15 protein-coding genes and 2 pseudogenes are annotated in these 15,712 nt (G+C 41.5%); 4 read left to right on the top strand and 13 right to left on the bottom strand.

Annotation, left to right across the window (positions count from 1 at the left end):
- Window positions 1–86: 86 nt before the first annotated feature.
- The gene (locus tag HWQ37_RS14610) at window positions 87–281 is read right to left on the bottom strand and encodes a hypothetical protein (RefSeq protein ID WP_292748318.1); all 195 of its coding nucleotides are present in this window, start codon (window positions 279–281) and stop codon (window positions 87–89) included.
- 186 nt (window positions 282–467) lie between these two features.
- On the opposite strand from HWQ37_RS14610, the gene HWQ37_RS14605 reads away from it, so the two are divergent.
- A complete protein-coding gene (locus HWQ37_RS14605; protein ID WP_292748317.1) occupies window positions 468–1,112 on the top strand; it encodes a class I SAM-dependent methyltransferase in 645 nt (214 codons plus the stop codon).
- A gap of 338 nt (window positions 1,113–1,450) precedes the next feature.
- Window positions 1,451–1,906 carry an EVE domain-containing protein gene (locus HWQ37_RS14600; RefSeq protein WP_292748316.1) on the top strand — a complete coding sequence of 152 codons (456 nt, stop codon included), beginning with the start codon at window positions 1,451–1,453 and terminating at the stop codon, window positions 1,904–1,906.
- A 303-nt stretch (window positions 1,907–2,209) separates the two neighbouring features.
- On the opposite strand, the gene HWQ37_RS14595 is transcribed toward HWQ37_RS14600, so the two are convergent.
- From HWQ37_RS14595 to HWQ37_RS14560, 8 genes and pseudogenes are all read right to left on the bottom strand, one after another.
- Complete coding sequence (locus HWQ37_RS14595; protein ID WP_292748315.1) at window positions 2,210–3,553, bottom strand: NAD(P)/FAD-dependent oxidoreductase; 1,344 nt, start codon at window positions 3,551–3,553, stop codon at window positions 2,210–2,212.
- 52 nt (window positions 3,554–3,605) lie between these two features.
- Window positions 3,606–5,627 (bottom strand): carotenoid oxygenase family protein, encoded by a 2,022-nt coding sequence (locus tag HWQ37_RS14590; RefSeq protein WP_292748314.1) that lies wholly within the window; start codon window positions 5,625–5,627, stop codon window positions 3,606–3,608.
- A 416-nt stretch (window positions 5,628–6,043) separates the two neighbouring features.
- Window positions 6,044–6,751, bottom strand: a complete 708-nt coding sequence (locus HWQ37_RS14585) for an actin-binding WH2 domain-containing protein (protein ID WP_292748313.1) — start codon at window positions 6,749–6,751, stop codon at window positions 6,044–6,046.
- Between the two features lie 43 nt (window positions 6,752–6,794).
- Complete coding sequence (locus tag HWQ37_RS14580; RefSeq protein WP_292748321.1) at window positions 6,795–7,499, bottom strand: actin-binding WH2 domain-containing protein; 705 nt, start codon at window positions 7,497–7,499, stop codon at window positions 6,795–6,797.
- A gap of 23 nt (window positions 7,500–7,522) precedes the next feature.
- A complete protein-coding gene (locus HWQ37_RS14575) occupies window positions 7,523–9,070 on the bottom strand; it encodes an FAD-dependent oxidoreductase (protein WP_292748312.1) in 1,548 nt (515 codons plus the stop codon).
- A 433-nt stretch (window positions 9,071–9,503) separates the two neighbouring features.
- A complete protein-coding gene (crtO, locus tag HWQ37_RS14570) occupies window positions 9,504–11,198 on the bottom strand; it encodes a beta-carotene ketolase CrtO (RefSeq protein WP_292748311.1) in 1,695 nt (564 codons plus the stop codon).
- Window positions 11,199–11,638: 440 nt separating this feature from the next.
- Entirely contained in the window at window positions 11,639–12,385 is a 747-nt protein-coding gene (locus tag HWQ37_RS14565) for an LmeA family phospholipid-binding protein (protein WP_292748310.1), read from the bottom strand.
- A 151-nt stretch (window positions 12,386–12,536) separates the two neighbouring features.
- Window positions 12,537–12,797, bottom strand: a pseudogene (locus HWQ37_RS14560) (Uma2 family endonuclease); the annotation flags it as partial.
- Between the two features lie 162 nt (window positions 12,798–12,959).
- Between HWQ37_RS14560 and HWQ37_RS14555 the strand changes: the two are divergent.
- Complete coding sequence (locus HWQ37_RS14555; protein ID WP_292748309.1) at window positions 12,960–13,877, top strand: SMP-30/gluconolactonase/LRE family protein; 918 nt, start codon at window positions 12,960–12,962, stop codon at window positions 13,875–13,877.
- Between the two features lie 109 nt (window positions 13,878–13,986).
- Window positions 13,987–14,547, top strand: a complete 561-nt coding sequence (locus tag HWQ37_RS14550; RefSeq protein ID WP_292748319.1) for an antibiotic biosynthesis monooxygenase — start codon at window positions 13,987–13,989, stop codon at window positions 14,545–14,547.
- Window positions 14,548–14,561: 14 nt separating this feature from the next.
- Here HWQ37_RS14550 and HWQ37_RS14545 read toward each other — a convergent pair whose 3' ends face one another.
- From HWQ37_RS14545 to HWQ37_RS14535, 4 genes and pseudogenes are all read right to left on the bottom strand, one after another.
- Complete coding sequence (locus tag HWQ37_RS14545) at window positions 14,562–14,798, bottom strand: XisI protein (protein ID WP_442941185.1); 237 nt, start codon at window positions 14,796–14,798, stop codon at window positions 14,562–14,564.
- Window positions 14,714–14,920 (bottom strand): element excision factor XisI family protein, encoded by a 207-nt coding sequence (locus HWQ37_RS34855; RefSeq protein WP_465249697.1) that lies wholly within the window; start codon window positions 14,918–14,920, stop codon window positions 14,714–14,716. The genes HWQ37_RS14545 and HWQ37_RS34855 overlap by 85 nt, the downstream gene beginning before the upstream one ends.
- Window positions 14,908–15,328: pseudogene (locus tag HWQ37_RS14540) on the bottom strand (XisH family protein). The gene HWQ37_RS34855 and the pseudogene HWQ37_RS14540 overlap by 13 nt, the downstream one beginning before the upstream one ends.
- A gap of 27 nt (window positions 15,329–15,355) precedes the next feature.
- Window positions 15,356–15,712: Uma2 family endonuclease (locus HWQ37_RS14535; RefSeq protein WP_292748308.1), on the bottom strand; the 357-nt coding region annotated here is incomplete at its 5' end.

The following is a 15,712-nucleotide window of genomic DNA, read 5'->3' as shown; positions in this document are numbered from 1 at the left end:
AGTAGAAACCATTTAAGCAAATACTTAGTACACGTACTATTATAGCTAGATTAATATTTTTTGGCAATAGTCCCTTCGCATCTATCTTAGGGAAGAACTTGAATCAACTGATACTTTTTGACAGTACCCAGAACGTGATGAGTCCGAGATAATTGAGGGGAACGATCCGCATATATCAAAGCATAGCTCAAAGTTGGTACTTGGGAAATAGAAACTACTGCTTGGGGGCGAATAGAAAGATAGAAATTAAGCAGTACTTGGATTTTCTGGTCTATTTGCACAAGATAAATAGGATGAGATTGGAGAATTGCAGCGATCGCACTTTGTTGTAAAAAAGTTCTTAAAACAGGGTTATATTTATACTCGTTTAAATATCCTATTGTTATTACAATATGTTACATAGTGATTGTTGAAAAATACTTGAAATTGCGGCAATTTTCGGAAAAAGTTCTCCAAAACAGAGATTTATGCAGTTAAGACCGAATCAACGCCTGAAATTAGACGATACAGACGATAAGCTTTTCTACGCCTATCCTCGCTTCGTTACCCATGTCGATGAAGGATTTATTCAACAGCTGACAGATTTATACCGCGATCGCCTGAAACCCAACACCCGCATTTTTGATATGATGAGCAGTTGGGTGTCTCATCTACCAGAAGAGATGCAGTTTGACCATGTGGAGGGACACGGACTCAATGGTGAGGAATTAGCACGTAATCCCCGCTTAAATCATTACTTTGTCCAAAATCTTAACGAAAATCCGCAGTTACCTTTACCAGATGAAGATTTTGATGCTGTTCTCAATTGCGTATCTGTGCAATATATGCAATATCCAGAAGCAATATTTTCCGAAATTTACCGCATCCTGAAACCAGGTGGTGTTGCAATTATCAGCTTTTCTAACCGGATGTTTTTTGAAAAGGCAATTCAAGCTTGGCGAGAGGCTTCTGAAGCAGCTAGAGTGGAATTAGTCAAAGAGTATTTCGCCTCAGTTCCAGGATTTACAACCGCAGAAGTTATAGCTAATAAATCAACATTACCAAATTTCTTACAATGGTTGGGTGCAGCTGGCGGAGATCCGTTTTATGCTGTTATAGCCTACCGCAGTTAAGCCAAATATTCACTAGTACAATGTTTAAGCTAGTGCAAGAGGATTTGTAGTAATACCATTTCTTTGTGAGGCTGCGCCAAACCCTTTTAACTTCTTTCTTCTCTTCTCCTGTCGGAGACGCTGCGCGAACGTGTCCTTTGCGTCCTTCTCTGACGAGACGCTGCGCGAATGCGTCCTTTGCGGTTCGTTTTTCTTTCTTGTACTTAGGGTTTAGCGCATCTTTATACAGAATTGGTATAAGCAATTTAGTGTTTAAAAAATAAGCACTAAAGTGCTTACTACGAACTTAATTATCGGTTCAAAATTAAAATACTTTTGTATATACATAATTTTTGTAGATGAATTATTGGCTAATGAAATCAGAACCAGAAGCTTATAGCATTGCTGACCTTCAACAGCAAAATGAGACTATCTGGGACGGTGTTCGCAATTATCAAGCTCGCAATTTTTTGCGTCTTATGAATGAAGGAGACTTAGCTTTTTTCTATCACTCCAGTACTAATCCTCCCGGTATTGCTGGGTTAATGCGTGTAGTGAAAAAAGATATTGCTGACCCGACTCAGTTTGAGCCAGAAAGTAAATACTACGACCCAAAATCAAGTTCTGAATCCCCTCGTTGGCAAACAGTTGTAGTGGAATTTGTTGAGAGCTTTTCTAACCCCATCTTGCTATCAATACTCAAAGAAAAGTTTAGTGCCGAAGAGTTAATGTTGGTGAGACAAGGAAATCGGTTATCGGTGATGCCTGTCCCTGAAGCAGTAGCTTTGAAGATTCTGGCGATGAAAACTTCCTAGTTAAAATATATTTGTAATACTCGCTTTCTCTACGAGACGCTACGCGAATGGCGAGAAGCAAGCTACGTAATTTGTTTGTATATCCCTCCCCAAGCTTGGGGAGGGGTGTATACACAAGTCTGAAATAGCTGATTAACCAGGGTTTTACCCCACCCTAACCCTCCCCGATGCATTGGGGAGGGAACTAGATTTTCCGGTTTCCACCCAATGCATCGGGGGGATTAAGGGGGGTAATTCGACTTGTGTATACACGGTAGTTGGGGAGGGGTGGGGTTCTTCGCAATTGGATTACTCTTGTACCAACTAAAAGTTTTTCTCGACTAAACTTTTTGAGTACTCCACAATTGTCTCAACCAACTCAAAATTCAATAAGCCTCCCACATAGAAGGTCTGGCGTTGACCTTGGATTGCTTCTAAGCGATCGTAAAATCCCGCCCGCATGATTTCTGAAGTAATGTGAGGAAAGTAAGCCCACTCATCATAGGTGTAGTAATCATCATCTACCTGCACTCCCAAATTCTCTAATGTCTTTTGAATTCCCTGGAGAACATCTGTTTTAGTGATTTTTCCCTGGGTATCTAGGCGGGTGTAAAAGGCAACTAGGTCATTGTCAGCAAACTGTTGAGCAATAAACCAAGGATTCCCCACTGCATTTAAGGGAATAACATTAGTTACCGGGGTTGGCATTTGCAGATTGGGAATCAGATAGGTAATCAAACTGTAGGGATTGAGAATAATCTGCTCAAATAGGTCTTTCTCTGTTGACGACAAATCGAGAAAACTGTTGAGGACATTCAGCGTCAACGGACAAGCTAAAACCAGATAGTCAAATTCTAAAACTTCTTCATGGGTAACAATCTTGTCAAGAATCTGCTCTTGCTCGGTGAACCGCACCCGTGTAATTGCCCCCCGCTTGATTTCCTTGATGTCAATATTCAAGCGCACATTTATTCCCCAAGCAACACGTTCCCAGAAGCGTTGGAAACCATCAGTAAACCGTTTAGGCCAACCGCAGCGCAAATCTGCACCGTAAGTAACTAAAGTCCAAAAGGTTTCTAGAGTGATGTATTTTAAGGCATAGGCAGTGGGGATTTCGTTTAAATAGCCATAGCCCATCGCGGTAATGGGAATTTCAAACAGAGTTTCTAGACATGACAAATCTTTCTGTGCTAACCACTGGGAAAAAGGTTGAGTTAGTTCGGGATGTTGACTGATACCGGCAAACCCAGGAACGGAAATAACTGGCTCTAGCCAAAGACGCTCCCACCAAAAGCGTCCAACGGCTGCCAAAAACGTTACTGGGTCAGTTCCCTCTGTAACGGCATTCATAATTGAGGTGTAGGCAGGTTGTCCCGGTTGAGATTTAAAAGGGTTGTAGACTTGGCCTGGCCCTTCACTGTAAAGTTGAGCGCCGACTTCTTCAGCTATTTTTAGGACTTCTTTGTAAGCAGGGGTGAGATAATTTGCTCCCAAATCAAAGGAACGGGAATTGTGGGTAATAGAACAACACAATCCCCCTACCCGTCCAGCTTTTTCTAACACAAGTACGTTGCGGTAGCCTTGCTTTTTCAAAAAGTAAGCCGTAGATAAACCGGCTGCTCCCGCCCCGACAATACAAATTCGTGCATCTTTAGAGATTTTAGTCATACACTGTTGATTTTTTGGTAGTAATGTGATCTGGTTTGAGACACAACGTCTTTTACTGAAAATGTGGATAAACTGCTTCTGTGAATAATTGCTGAATGACTGGCTGATTAAGTAACGATTCATAATCCTGTCGCACGGGGATATCGTAATTAGCAGTGCGAGGAGCGATCGCAGATAACCAAGTAGTATGCATGGTGAAGCCGAAATCCAATTGTGGATGGCTCAATTTGCATATCGGGCCAGCCCCTAATTCATCAGCCTGGAAGATCCAAATTTCGTTGTTATTTCCCCCAAATACCGTACAGACAATATAGCCATCTGTGGAACTACCATTGCCATTCAATCTCGGTACAAACTGAGGTGAACTGATAAAATAACCTGGAGGCGCATCATAAAAATCTGCTACCTCCATTTTGATTGTATCTACCCGGAACAAAGAAGAAGGGCGATTGTGGAATGCTTCTTGTCGTTGCAATAATTCTTGCAGTGGTACAGCCCGATAGGGATAGTCTTCGTACAAGTTGTAAATAAATTCAGTTAGCAATTCTGGCCAAAAACCGAGAGATTGCCAATAAATATTATCAATTCGCTTGGGGGGCAATCCCGAAGCTAGCCTTTCCTGGTAAGCGTAGAACCCTATACCCCAATGACGGCGAGTATCGTAAATTACTTTGGCATCTCGAATCTGACCTGTCTCGCCGTCTATTTGATAGCGACCCAGACGACCTACATCCATTTGTCCATTAGCTAGCATTCCTCCCAACCACAGAGGCGCAGATTTGGGAGCGTCGAATTTGGAAATGTCATACTTGCGAACCCATTCGGCGATATCTGTGGCGCAGAGATGGGCGGTATGCAAAGTGATTTGACCATCAGGGTTTTCGTAATCGGCCAAAAAATGCACTGTCTCTAAGGGAATTACGGCTGGGCGGACTACCACAGTCGTCACATCTGCCTTGAGGTCAGCCCGACGCACGATGAAAATGGGAGAATTGGGCTGCTGCGATCGCGTTAATAATTGCCGCAGTAGGCGCTCAGTTTCCAAACTATCGGGAATTGGATTATTGAGGATTTGTTCTGGGCCAATTTTCAAAGAAGTGTCCATCAGCACTACGTAATCTTTGGTAATTGCTATCTGATGGATGCTTTGCTCAATTCGCACCGGAGAACCATCTGGTAGCATCAACTGCCAGCGCTGGAGTTTACTTACACCATCCCACTGCAACAGATAAACAAAATCTGGCATAGCAGTTCCCAGCCAATGCTCAATCCAGCTAATCAATGGTTTCCAGAAACTTTGAGAAAACTTCGAGAACATTCCCAAGGGAATCTGCAAGGGATTGTTCTTTAAAAGTTTAGCGATCGCACTTAGCAGTTGCTCTAGTTCTTGGGGCAGTTGTTCGAGGTCATAAATAAAACGCACACTTTCAAGAAAGTTACTCAGCGATCGCCCATAGTTAACTAAAAAAACTTCGTTGGTATAACCATCAAAGGTTGGATGAGAGGTACTCAATACAGGGGGAAAAGGATAGGAAAAAGGTAGAAACGGTTTCCACTCAGTATTGCCTCCCACTGGGGTTACAACCTCTAAGCTATTGGTATCAATTTCGTAGGGACGACCAGCATCATAAGTAATCATTAATCGCTCTTGGCTGTCTGTGGCCGTATTAAAAGCGAGAAAGGCAATATCTACCTCATCTCGCAAGCCCAAGGAAGGGGAAAAGCGCAACAACCCGCGATCGCGAAATTGATGAGAGCGATAAGCAAGATTTTTAAAAGTTGCCTGATCTGCATAGAAGCAAGGTGTACGTGCCAGTTTCGTCTTGACAGTAACCTCTCCGGCTTGCCAGTCCAAACGGTAAATCATCCCATCACCGTTAAAAATGTGGGTTCCATTCGGATTGGGTAAGCCTCCAGAGGCAACAGTACCTACAGGAGCAATAATGAACGTATGCCCAGATAAATCTGTCGGTACATGCCCATAGATCGTATTCAGTGGTAAATTCGATAGTTCCGCACGACTGGCAGTCATTGCTGCCTCTGGAAATCGGGATTCAGGAATTTCACGATTCATTATTGATACCCTGGCATTGCAATCTAATTTGGTGCTTTGCCTTTAGGTATAACACTAGGTTTTATTTAAAGTTTGAGTTTTTGCCCTCAAATGTACAGATATCAGCTTTTTCAGGATTTTTGAAATGGGGCGGGAGTTCCGATCTACGTCCGTAAGTATAGCAACCGCCAAGGTGGGAATGGCACTAAGTTAAGATACAGCCCTTACCCCAACTGGTTTGCCCCAACTGGTTCCCAGCCTGGAGGCGCGTGTACACACAAGTCAAATTACCCCCCTTAATCCCCCCTTATAAAGGGAGAAAAAAGAAATCTAGTTCCCTCCCCTTTGCAAGGGGAGGGTTAGGGTGGGGTAAAACCTTGGTTAATCAACTAGCTATTTCAGACTTGTGTGTACATCGTAGGCCTGGAGGCTGGGGATTAACGCAAACCTAAAATTTCGGAAATCGCCGCGACAATATCCAGATAGAAGTTGCCTTTCACCGCCCGGAACAACTCAAATTTGGAGTCAGGGGCACCAAAAAACGGTCTGAGAAACCATCCTAACTGCATACCAACAAAGGCATAAAGCAATAACCAGGATCTTAAAATAGTGGTGCGGGTTTTTTTGCCTACTTCATCTTGTTGAGAAAGTAATTGCATTCCTTCATACAGGAATTTAACGCCAAATATGCCTGTAATGCCAAAAATTAACACATTCAACAATTTAAAAAATTGATAAGAATCGGGTGTGGTAATCAGAAAAAATAGCGTCACTGGTGCCAAACTAAATAAAAGTACGCTAATCACAGATACAGATGTAAGTAATACAACGAAATGCTGTAAAATACTGCTCCGAGAACCAAACAAAACATTAAAAAAGAACAAAGTCGGAAAACAAATAATCAGTGTAATTAAATAGAATACCGGAAGTTTAATAGCACCCGATAATGCTTGTCCCCAACTGTGGGATGCACCGATAATTGCTCCATAAAGGGCAAAGAATATAGAACTAGTTACGAACAAAGAACTGATTTTATTTTGTAATCGCACTCCCTGACGAATTTCTTCTAAGAATGACTGGCGATCGCGCAGTAAATTAACCAAAACACCAAATTGTTGAATCCCGCGATTTTGTTTTTTCAGCATAAATTTGATATGTTGTATATTTTGTTAAATTACTAATGGCTAATTAATGGAATCCCAAGAGATAGCTAATAGATTTAATCACGCTTAAATAGAAATTACCTTCTCTTTCGCGGAATAGTTCAAAGGCAGAACCAGGTGTGCCAAAAAACGGTCTGAGAGTCCATCCTAACTGACTGCCTACGAAAGCATAAAGAAATAGCCAAAATTGTAAAATTCTCTGGCGTGTTTTACTACCTTCATTGTCTTGCTCTAAAACTAAATTCGTGGCTTGATATAAAGACGAAACACCAATAAATCCAGTGATGGCAAAGATAAAGACATTTAACAAAATTAGAAACTGGTAATTATTGGTGGTAATCAAGAAAAAGAGTGTGATTGGGGCAAAGCTAAATAAAAGTACGCTTGTGACTGAAACCGCAGTTAAGACTAATGCTAAATGCTGTGCAAAAGTCCGCTTGGAACCAAAAATAATGTTAGCAAAAAACAACGTCGGGATACAAATCAGAAGTGTGATTAAATAAAGGGCTGGGAGTTTAATGGCGGAAGAAAAAGCTTGCATCCAGCTATGGTATGCACCAATGATTCCGCCATAAGCAGCGATAAATAAGGAACTGCAAACCAGTAGCGAAATGATTTTATTTGGTAATCTTATCCCTTGACGAACTTCCTCTAGAAATCCTTGGCGATCGCGCAGGAATCCAATCAGTACAGCAAAGTATTTTATTCCTACAGATTTCCGTTCCATTATGTTATCCTCACACAGCTAAAATTCTAAGTTTCATCTGAGTAATCACCACCAGAACCATACTTCCAAGCATCAATCAAACGATGCCAATAATATTGTTGTGCTTTTGGTTGATTCTTAATCCATGTTTCTAGCATTGGACTTAGCGAAAGCAAGGCAGTGTAAACACCTAAATTACTGTAATGTAACATCCAATCTAATAAACTTGCTAATCCTACCTGCGGAATGATTTTGGCAACTATTACAGGATGATATAAACCAGTTTTTAACAGTGTTTGCGTTAGTGCCGAAAACTGCACTATATCCTGTAAAAATGGTTTTAGCACTGGTGTACCCAGCTGTTGCATTTCCTGAAATACTGCGGAGAGTAATTGATTAATTTGATCTGGGGCAATTTTCTGATTTACACCGACACTCATCGCCCTTTGGAACAACCAGGTAACAGTCAAACTTGGCTGATAGGGTTGCAGCAGTGTTAACGCTTTTGCAGATAATTGTTCTGTTTCCAGTGCTTCGGAAATGCCATAAGTTAAACGCTTCAGATGACGCACCATTGCCCCAAAACCACCAAAACTTAAGGGAGATTGACTACCACTGCTGTCTCCGGCTGGTAGAATGCGATTCCAAGGGGTTTTAAGCGGACTTTGGCGATAGGTAGGAAAGAAACCAAATAGCGATCGCTGAAATTTCAGCTTGCTCAATTCCACTCCCTGATATTCTGGTAAAAGACGCAGATATTCCTCAAATAGAGTTTCTAAACTCAAACGTTGAGGATGTGCATCTATATAGGTAAACAAATAAGTAGTTCTGCCATCTCTGGCTGGAAAGGCTTCCCAGAAGTACTGGCATTGATTTTGCAAAGATGTAAATGATAATAACAAGTCGCCTGAGTTATTTTCTGGAAAACCTTGAGCGCAACTTCCTACAACTAAGCACAAAGCGTCTGGTTTTTTGCCTTGGCGCGCTTGTTGGCTGATGGGTGAAAAATGTCCCATCGCGTCGATTAATAACCGAGTTTTGAATTGGTTATTTACCGTTACCCCATCTGGATGAACCATTGCTTCAGTAAAGGGTGTGTTTTCTAACAACTTTCCCCCAACGGCAAGAAATCGGGTTTTTAAGGTAGCGAGTAGATAAACTGGATCTACACCGATATTCAAGACATCCTCTACCCAAACTTCTGTACCGCCAGCAAAACTAACTCGCGCTGGGTTATATTGAGTGGCGATCGCACTTGCTAATTCTTCCTCAGTTAGCAAGTTCAATTCCACAAACACATCTAATTCTTTACGAGAAATATTCCACTCCTGTTCCCTTCCCCGCAAAATTCCCCGTTCCAGCAACGCCACCCGCAACCCCTTCACTGCTAAGGCGCAACCAATTAAAATGCCTAAAGTACCACCGCAGATTAGCACATCGAAATCTACAACGCCTAAAGGCTGTTGACTTTCTTTAACCAAGGTTGGTACTGGTGCGGAGTTTTCTCTCAGGGATGTGAGAATGCGATCGCTTTGGCGCAATCCTTTTAAAACATCGCCTGGTAATTGGGAAAGAATTTCTTCAGTTAAAGACATAAGAGTTTAATTCCAGCAGAGTTACTAGTATCGATCGTATCTTTGCTGGAACAGCGCCCTGATCTTAAATCGAATAATTTTGCGATCGCGCTTCAAATAGTAGTCTGTAAAGCGAAGTTTGAAGGGTAAAGGAACGAACCACAAAGGACGCAAAGAGCGCAAAGGAAGAAGGAAAAGAGAGAAATAAAAACGTCAAAATGAATTTGACAGATTACTAGAGATTTTAACAAAATTAGGTACTGTAGTGGCGTGTCAAGGCTAAAATGTTGCAAAAAAATTGTAGGTTGGGTGGAGGCTTTGCGTAACCCAACATTGATCGGAGTGTTGGGTTACTCTGCGGGAAGCAAGCTACGTTCCTCAACTCAGCACTCAGCACGGGCTAAACCCTAGCTATCCGCTAACAGCACTCAGCACTTTGAATTTCGCCAAATGTCTAATTAATGCCAAACACTGACTCGACAGTTGACTTAATCGAATCCCGCGCATCCTTCAAAGTTTGGCTAATGGGATGTTTTGCCTGTAAAAATACACGCGCACAATTGCGTCCCGGCATTCCCGAAATCGAACCACCTGGATGAGTCCCTGCACCAGTCAAAAATAGATTATCAATTGGCGTTTTGTAATTGGCTATTTCTGGTAAAGGACGGAAAAATATCATCTGATCTAAGGTCATGTCAACATGGTAATAATTCCCTTTGTAAGCACCTAATCTTTCTCCTAGCTCTGCTGGACTTTCTACCCGACGGGCAATAGTTGCATTCTTGACATTGGGTGCATAGTCTGCTAGTTTATCAATCACCCGATCTGCAACTTTGTTTTTCAATTCATCTGTCCAACCAGTACCTTTTAAACCAGTGCCTTCCGCACCAGCAATTTGATAAGGGGCAAAAAACTCAATCCATAGAGTGTGCTTGCCTGGTGGTGCTAATGTCGGATCTAAATAACTAGGCAGCACCAAATACATTGATGGGTCAGCATCAGGTATCTCTCCCAAGGTACATTTACTATGAGCCTGTTCGACATGAGCCACGGAATCGGCAATTAAGATAGAACCGACGAGATATTCGTCTTTGTGGTCATGGTGTGGAAAGCGCAGTGGTTCGTCTAAAGCCAAATCTATTTTGAGGATGGTTTCGTTGTTGTTAACGATGCGGCGTTCTAATCTTTCCCATAAATCTGGGTCGGCTGCATTAACATCGCTTTTATCTGTCATTTGTAAAAACAACCGCTTGGCATCAATATTAGAAATAACCCCGTGTTTAGCGCGATATTCTTTACCACCAGCAACCCGCACACCTACAGCTTTACCATCATCAACTAAAACTTTTTCAACGTGCTGGTCTGTGAGAATTACGCCACCTTTACTTGTGACTAAATTTACTAAAGCTTTCACAAGTGCGCCAGTTCCGCCGCGAGGTCTGGCCATCCCCGGATTATGACGCATTGCCATCATAATTGCACCAATAGCAAGGGTTTTTTGTGATGGCGGCGCGCCAAGTTCTGATGATAGTCTGGCTAGTGGCGCTTTCAGAAATTCCTCATCAAACCACTCGTTAAGTAAATCTTCAGCGCTGGTTAACATTGTGCGAATGAAGTCCAGCGTTTTGTTAGGGGAACCAATAACTGAAACTAAATCTTTCAGTTTGGTGATGTCATAGTTACCAAGGATGTCTATAATTGACTTTGGCGGTGCGTTAAACATGGGAATCATTGCACCTAGCGATCGCTGCCAAAAATCTACAAATTCTGCGTATTTTCTAGCATCGCGTTCGTTATAACGAGCGATTTCTGCACAAGTCTTTTCCACCGACTTATGCCCTAAGAAATACTTACCATCAGGATGAGGACAGAAAACAACCGGATCGCACTCCAAATAATGCAAGCCGTATTTTTCTAGTTCTAATTCTTCAACAACTGGCCCTAAATGAATAAATTCATGGTCAATAGCGCACAAATTAAATTTAAATCCAGGAGCTTCTTGGGGTAAACATTCTTCAGTTGTTGCCGCACCACCTGGTACAGAACGCTTTTCTAGTAATAGAACGCTATAACCAGCTTTTAGCAAATAAGCGGCACAAACCAGCCCATTATGTCCAGCACCGATTAGGACAACATCATACTCTTGCATAGTTGAAATTTAGCAATAAGAATCTTTCTAGATATTAGAAAAGTTTTATGACATTTACATCATCCCTCGGTAACAAAAATTATCTTTAACTAGTGTCAATCCTACTAAGGAGATATTAAATAATTTGTAATTCGTAATTCGTAATGACGCGACGCTCCTGCGTCGCTATCGATGACTCGCTACCGCTACGCTAACGTAATTTGTAATTTGTAATTACGCTCTCTACGTTTGCGCAGCGTGTCGAAGACAGACGCTAAAAGCGTAGCTTGCTTCTCTTAGAGAGCGTCCGGGGATTTAGATTTAGGCTTCAATTCGTTCTGCCGTCGTTAGCCAAGGGACTTATATCATGTTCGGATAAATAGTTGTCATTGCGAACAGAGCGTTCGCAATAACATTTTATAAGTAATCAGCCGAACATGATATTAAACCCCCAAACTTAGTTAAATTGACGCTGAGGGTATTTGTTTTACCTGAGCTTCTAACATAAGTATTAAAGTACTCTTTTGTACTTCTATATCTTTGATATAAAAGGCTATATCCTCCCATTTAAAAGATGGTATGTTCATCAGTTCTTTAGCTTTCTGCATGAATGCTGTAATTAATTCTATTGAAATTCCCTCTCCCTCAGTGCAGTTAAAACCTTGCAGCGTGGCGGGTTGTGAATGAGTCCGTGGGCGAGCGATCGCAGTGTAAGCTAAAGGGCGAGTATTTCCCATTTCCTTTAACAGCACCTTTCCCCTAAATTCTACTTTGCCATCACCAGGCAAAAATACCTGAATTTTTTCCGGCTCAAAACTGACAATTTCACCATCTACATTCAACTCAAAGTTTTGCATCTGGCTGCGAATAAACTCTGAGGTCAAGGCACGGTTAATATCTACTTCTGTGAGTATAATTCGAGCAATAGTATTTACCGGCTCATTGAGTTCTATTTGACCAAAAATAGCGCTAAAGGGATTGATGGCTATACTATCTGTTTGCAGTTTTATTTCCTGTACGCGAATGTCTTTTTTAATGACTAATCCTTGACCTACAACCGAAACCCCATCCGCCTGTCCCTGAAGTATTTTTAACAGATCGGTTTGTACATCTATTTCTATTTGTTCTACTTCATCTAGCTGATTGGATATTTGTTTTTCAACTTCTTGGGATAGAAATTCTTCCTCCAACCGATGCTCATCAGGCATGAATTAGTAATCTCCTAAATTTCCTCTTACTAATTAATGTAAAGGCTAACTCTGAAGAGTAAATCTATATTGGGGTATAGGTAATTTTTGATTTATCACCTACCAAATCTGACTTAAATCCAAAGTGAACCCAAGTAGCAACGGTTCACCAGCCTGTACCATCTTGCTTTGTCCAAATACCCAACTGAACAATAATGTCAAAGTTATGTTGATCGGTTTCGGAACCAGTTGGGGGCATAATCATTAATTCTCCTACAGCATTGCGTTCGATGCGAAAGTCGCGGTTTAGCTGACAAAACTCGTAAAACTGATCGTTGGTCATTGCGTAGGCGTAGCCCGTCGTAGACATCGCAGGTTGCAATTGCAAAACCACTGGTATAATTTCTGTGGCTACAGGTAAATTGGTGGTCATAATTGCTTTGTGGCTACTTCACCTGCTTTAACTATAATCTTTTCACAATCTACGATGAAATGAGGGTTAACTCATGAAGATTGGAATTATTGGCAGTGGAAACATGGGACACTCTCTTGGTATTCTCTTGGTGGCCCTATTCAATTACAATGGTAGGTTAATATGGGAAATTCCGCAGGTTTACCGCCTATTTACGCAGATAAACCAATTGAATTAGCACCTGCTCAAATTATTACCTCGTTCCCGGTCAATACTTTTTTAGAAAATCTAGCGATTGCACCAAATGGCACAATTTTTGTAAGTAATCACGAAGTTGGCAAGATTGTTCGCATTACCCCAGATGGCAATCAGCAAATTCATGCCACTGTTGAAGGCAAGGTGAGTGGTCTTGCTTTCACTACCAACGGGGGTTTGGTGGCAACAGGTTGGAATGCTGATTCTATACCCGTGGTTTCTCTAGTTACCAGTCATGGAACAGTGGAAACCTTACTAACACTGCCAGATGCGATATTTCTTAATGGCATCACTCCGCTTTCTGACACTCAGTATTTAACAGCAGATTCTTATCGTGGTGCAATTTGGCTGATTGATATCGCTCAACGTCGTGGATCTATTTGGCTAGAACATCCTTTGCTTGCTCGTAGCAATTCGGAGAATGTGACTCCGGCGGCAAATGGTTTGAAGCGTTTTGGTGATTTCCTCTACGTTTCAAATACGGAAAAAATGTTGCTGCTGCGGATTCCCGTTGATAGCACTGATAAACCAGGTGAGCCGGAAATTTTTGTTGAGCAAACTAATATTGATGACTTCGCTTTTGATGTGGAAGGCAACCTTTACGGAGCAACGCACATATACAACAGTGTGGTACGAATTGCAAGCGATCGCACTACAACTATCATTGCTCAAGCCGAATCAGGTGTAATTGGTAGCACAGCAGTGGCTTTTGGTCAAGGTGAGAGCGATCGCACTGCGATTTATGTTGTTACCAATGGTGGAATGTTTTTACCTCCTCCTACAGGTGTAGTTCCTGCTAATGTTGTGCGGCTTGAGGTTGGAAAAGCTGGATATCCCTTAACTTGAGAATGACCGAATTTTAGATTTTAAAATTTGGATTTTCAATTAAAAATCCAAATTTTGAAAATTACTAAAAATCACATTTACTAACTTGATAGTGGTATAACTAATGCAGATGGAACAGGACGATAAATCTGTAACCGTAGTCATTACACAAGTTGTCAAACCAGGATGCGAAACCGCTTACGAAGCTTGGTTGAAAGAGATTACCAGGGTTTCGAGAACCTATGTAGGTCATTTGGGAACAAATGTAATTCGTCCCCAAGTTGGGGTGCGAAATGAATATGTGATCATCTTGCGGTTTGACGATTATAAAAATTTAAAGGTGTGGATGACATCGCGCGATCGCGAATATTGGCTCAATGAAGGTAAACACTTGCTTGAATCTGACCCTAATGTTCAAGAGATATGTGGATTAGAAGCTTGGTTTTCTCTTCCTGGTCAACCACTGAAAACTCCACCACGCTATAAAATGGCATTGCTAACTTGGGTAGCTGTATATGTGTTGATTAATGTGTTGAATACGTTTATAGTGCCTCTGCTTCGTGGTTTACCTCCCTTGATTATTTCGTTGATCATTACCATCATTATGGTTGCACTGTTGACCTATGTTGTCATGCCTAGAGTTAGCCGTTTGTTTAATAGGTGGCTATATCCTAAATCACGAAAAGTTTAGTGATTGAAATTACTCTAACCAACAGCAAACTCGGTAAATTGTCGTTTAAAGGGGGAATGAAAAGCCAAAACGATGTCTTTTTTGGGTATACCTCGACTAATAAGTTCATTAGCGATACCTCCTTCAGTACCATCGTGTTGAATCCAAATTTTTTCGTTTTTAATATCTAGATGCAAAACACAGCCATATACACGGCGCTTATTTGACCACCCCGCGTGAACAAGTTGATAGCGATGCCTACGGCGGGGCAAAGCCCAACGCGTTCTCGATCAAAAATAACTTCTGCTTCGACTTCTTCGTTGCTGGCTTTGATTTCGCTGTAAGCTAGCAACAGTTCTTGAATAAGTTGACGGTACTCTTCTACTTTTGCCATTTTACAATCGCCTCCTCTTCTGGGTCGAAAATAATCAGCCGAATTTGGTAACGTTGGATTAATAAACGTGGCAGTTCTAAGGTAAAAAAAGAACGATAAGTGTCTAAAGGAACTGCTAAATATAGAAGTAAGTCTCTCAGGTTGTTCTTCTTCAAGCGCTAGTTGATATTTGAGATACTGTCCTAGAGCAGTACTAAATTCAGTTGTAGTAGATGGAGCAACAAAGCTTTTAACTTCAACTGCAATTTTTTCTTGATTTCGTTCAGCTGTTAAAATTTTCTCTGCACCAAGGTCGATGTACATATCCAAACCACCAAAACGGAGGAAAAGCGGGTCATTAGTAATGAGGCAACCCTCTTTCTCTAAAGCGCGTCTTACTGCATCATGGAATATGTCTTTCGCCGCCATAGATTCCTAGCATTTTTATTTTATCCCCTACCAAACCTGACTTAAATCCAAAGCAAACCCAAGTAGCAACGGTTCACCAGAAAGTCTTTTAGGATTATTTAATTCTTCAACTTCAATATTAGGACGATAAATAAAAACTAGGCGTTGTTTTCTATCAATTAACCAACCAAGTTGTGTCCCATTATCAATATACTCTTGCATCTTATCTTGCAAAATTTGTAAGCGATCGCTCTGGGAACGCAACTCAATCACAAACTCAGGACAAATCGGCGCAAACTTTTTTCGCAGTTCCTCTGGTATCGCTTCCCAGCGATCGCGTTTTATCCACCCTGCATCAGGCGATCGCACCGCACCATTCGGCAAAGTAAACCCACCACTGGAACC

It is taken from the genome of Nostoc sp. NMS4 (assembly GCF_017115095.1).
GTDB lineage: Bacteria > Cyanobacteriota > Cyanobacteriia > Cyanobacteriales > Nostocaceae > Nostoc.
The sequence above is the reverse complement of the archived record's forward strand: the minus strand, read 5'-3'. Positions and strand labels throughout refer to the sequence as shown.

Excerpts from the sequence above, each read along its gene's own strand:
- crtO (WP_292748311.1), bottom strand. The coding sequence starts at position 11,198 with ATGCAAGAGTATGATGTTGTCCTAATCGGTGCTGGACATAATGGGCTG.
- HWQ37_RS14575 (WP_292748312.1), bottom strand. The coding sequence starts at position 9,070 with ATGTCTTTAACTGAAGAAATTCTTTCCCAATTACCAGGCGATGTTTTA.
- HWQ37_RS14550 (WP_292748319.1), top strand. The coding sequence starts at position 13,987 with ATGGAACAGGACGATAAATCTGTAACCGTAGTCATTACACAAGTTGTC.
- HWQ37_RS14585 (WP_292748313.1), bottom strand. The coding sequence starts at position 6,751 with ATGCTGAAAAAACAAAATCGCGGGATTCAACAATTTGGTGTTTTGGTT.
- HWQ37_RS14605 (WP_292748317.1), top strand. The coding sequence starts at position 468 with ATGCAGTTAAGACCGAATCAACGCCTGAAATTAGACGATACAGACGAT.
- HWQ37_RS34855 (WP_465249697.1), bottom strand. The coding sequence starts at position 14,920 with ATGGCAAAAGTAGAAGAGTACCGTCAACTTATTCAAGAACTGTTGCTA.
- HWQ37_RS14555 (WP_292748309.1), top strand. The coding sequence starts at position 12,960 with ATGGGAAATTCCGCAGGTTTACCGCCTATTTACGCAGATAAACCAATT.
- HWQ37_RS14595 (WP_292748315.1), bottom strand. The coding sequence starts at position 3,553 with ATGACTAAAATCTCTAAAGATGCACGAATTTGTATTGTCGGGGCGGGA.
- HWQ37_RS14600 (WP_292748316.1), top strand. The coding sequence starts at position 1,451 with ATGAATTATTGGCTAATGAAATCAGAACCAGAAGCTTATAGCATTGCT.
- HWQ37_RS14565 (WP_292748310.1), bottom strand. The coding sequence starts at position 12,385 with ATGCCTGATGAGCATCGGTTGGAGGAAGAATTTCTATCCCAAGAAGTT.
- HWQ37_RS14590 (WP_292748314.1), bottom strand. The coding sequence starts at position 5,627 with ATGAATCGTGAAATTCCTGAATCCCGATTTCCAGAGGCAGCAATGACT.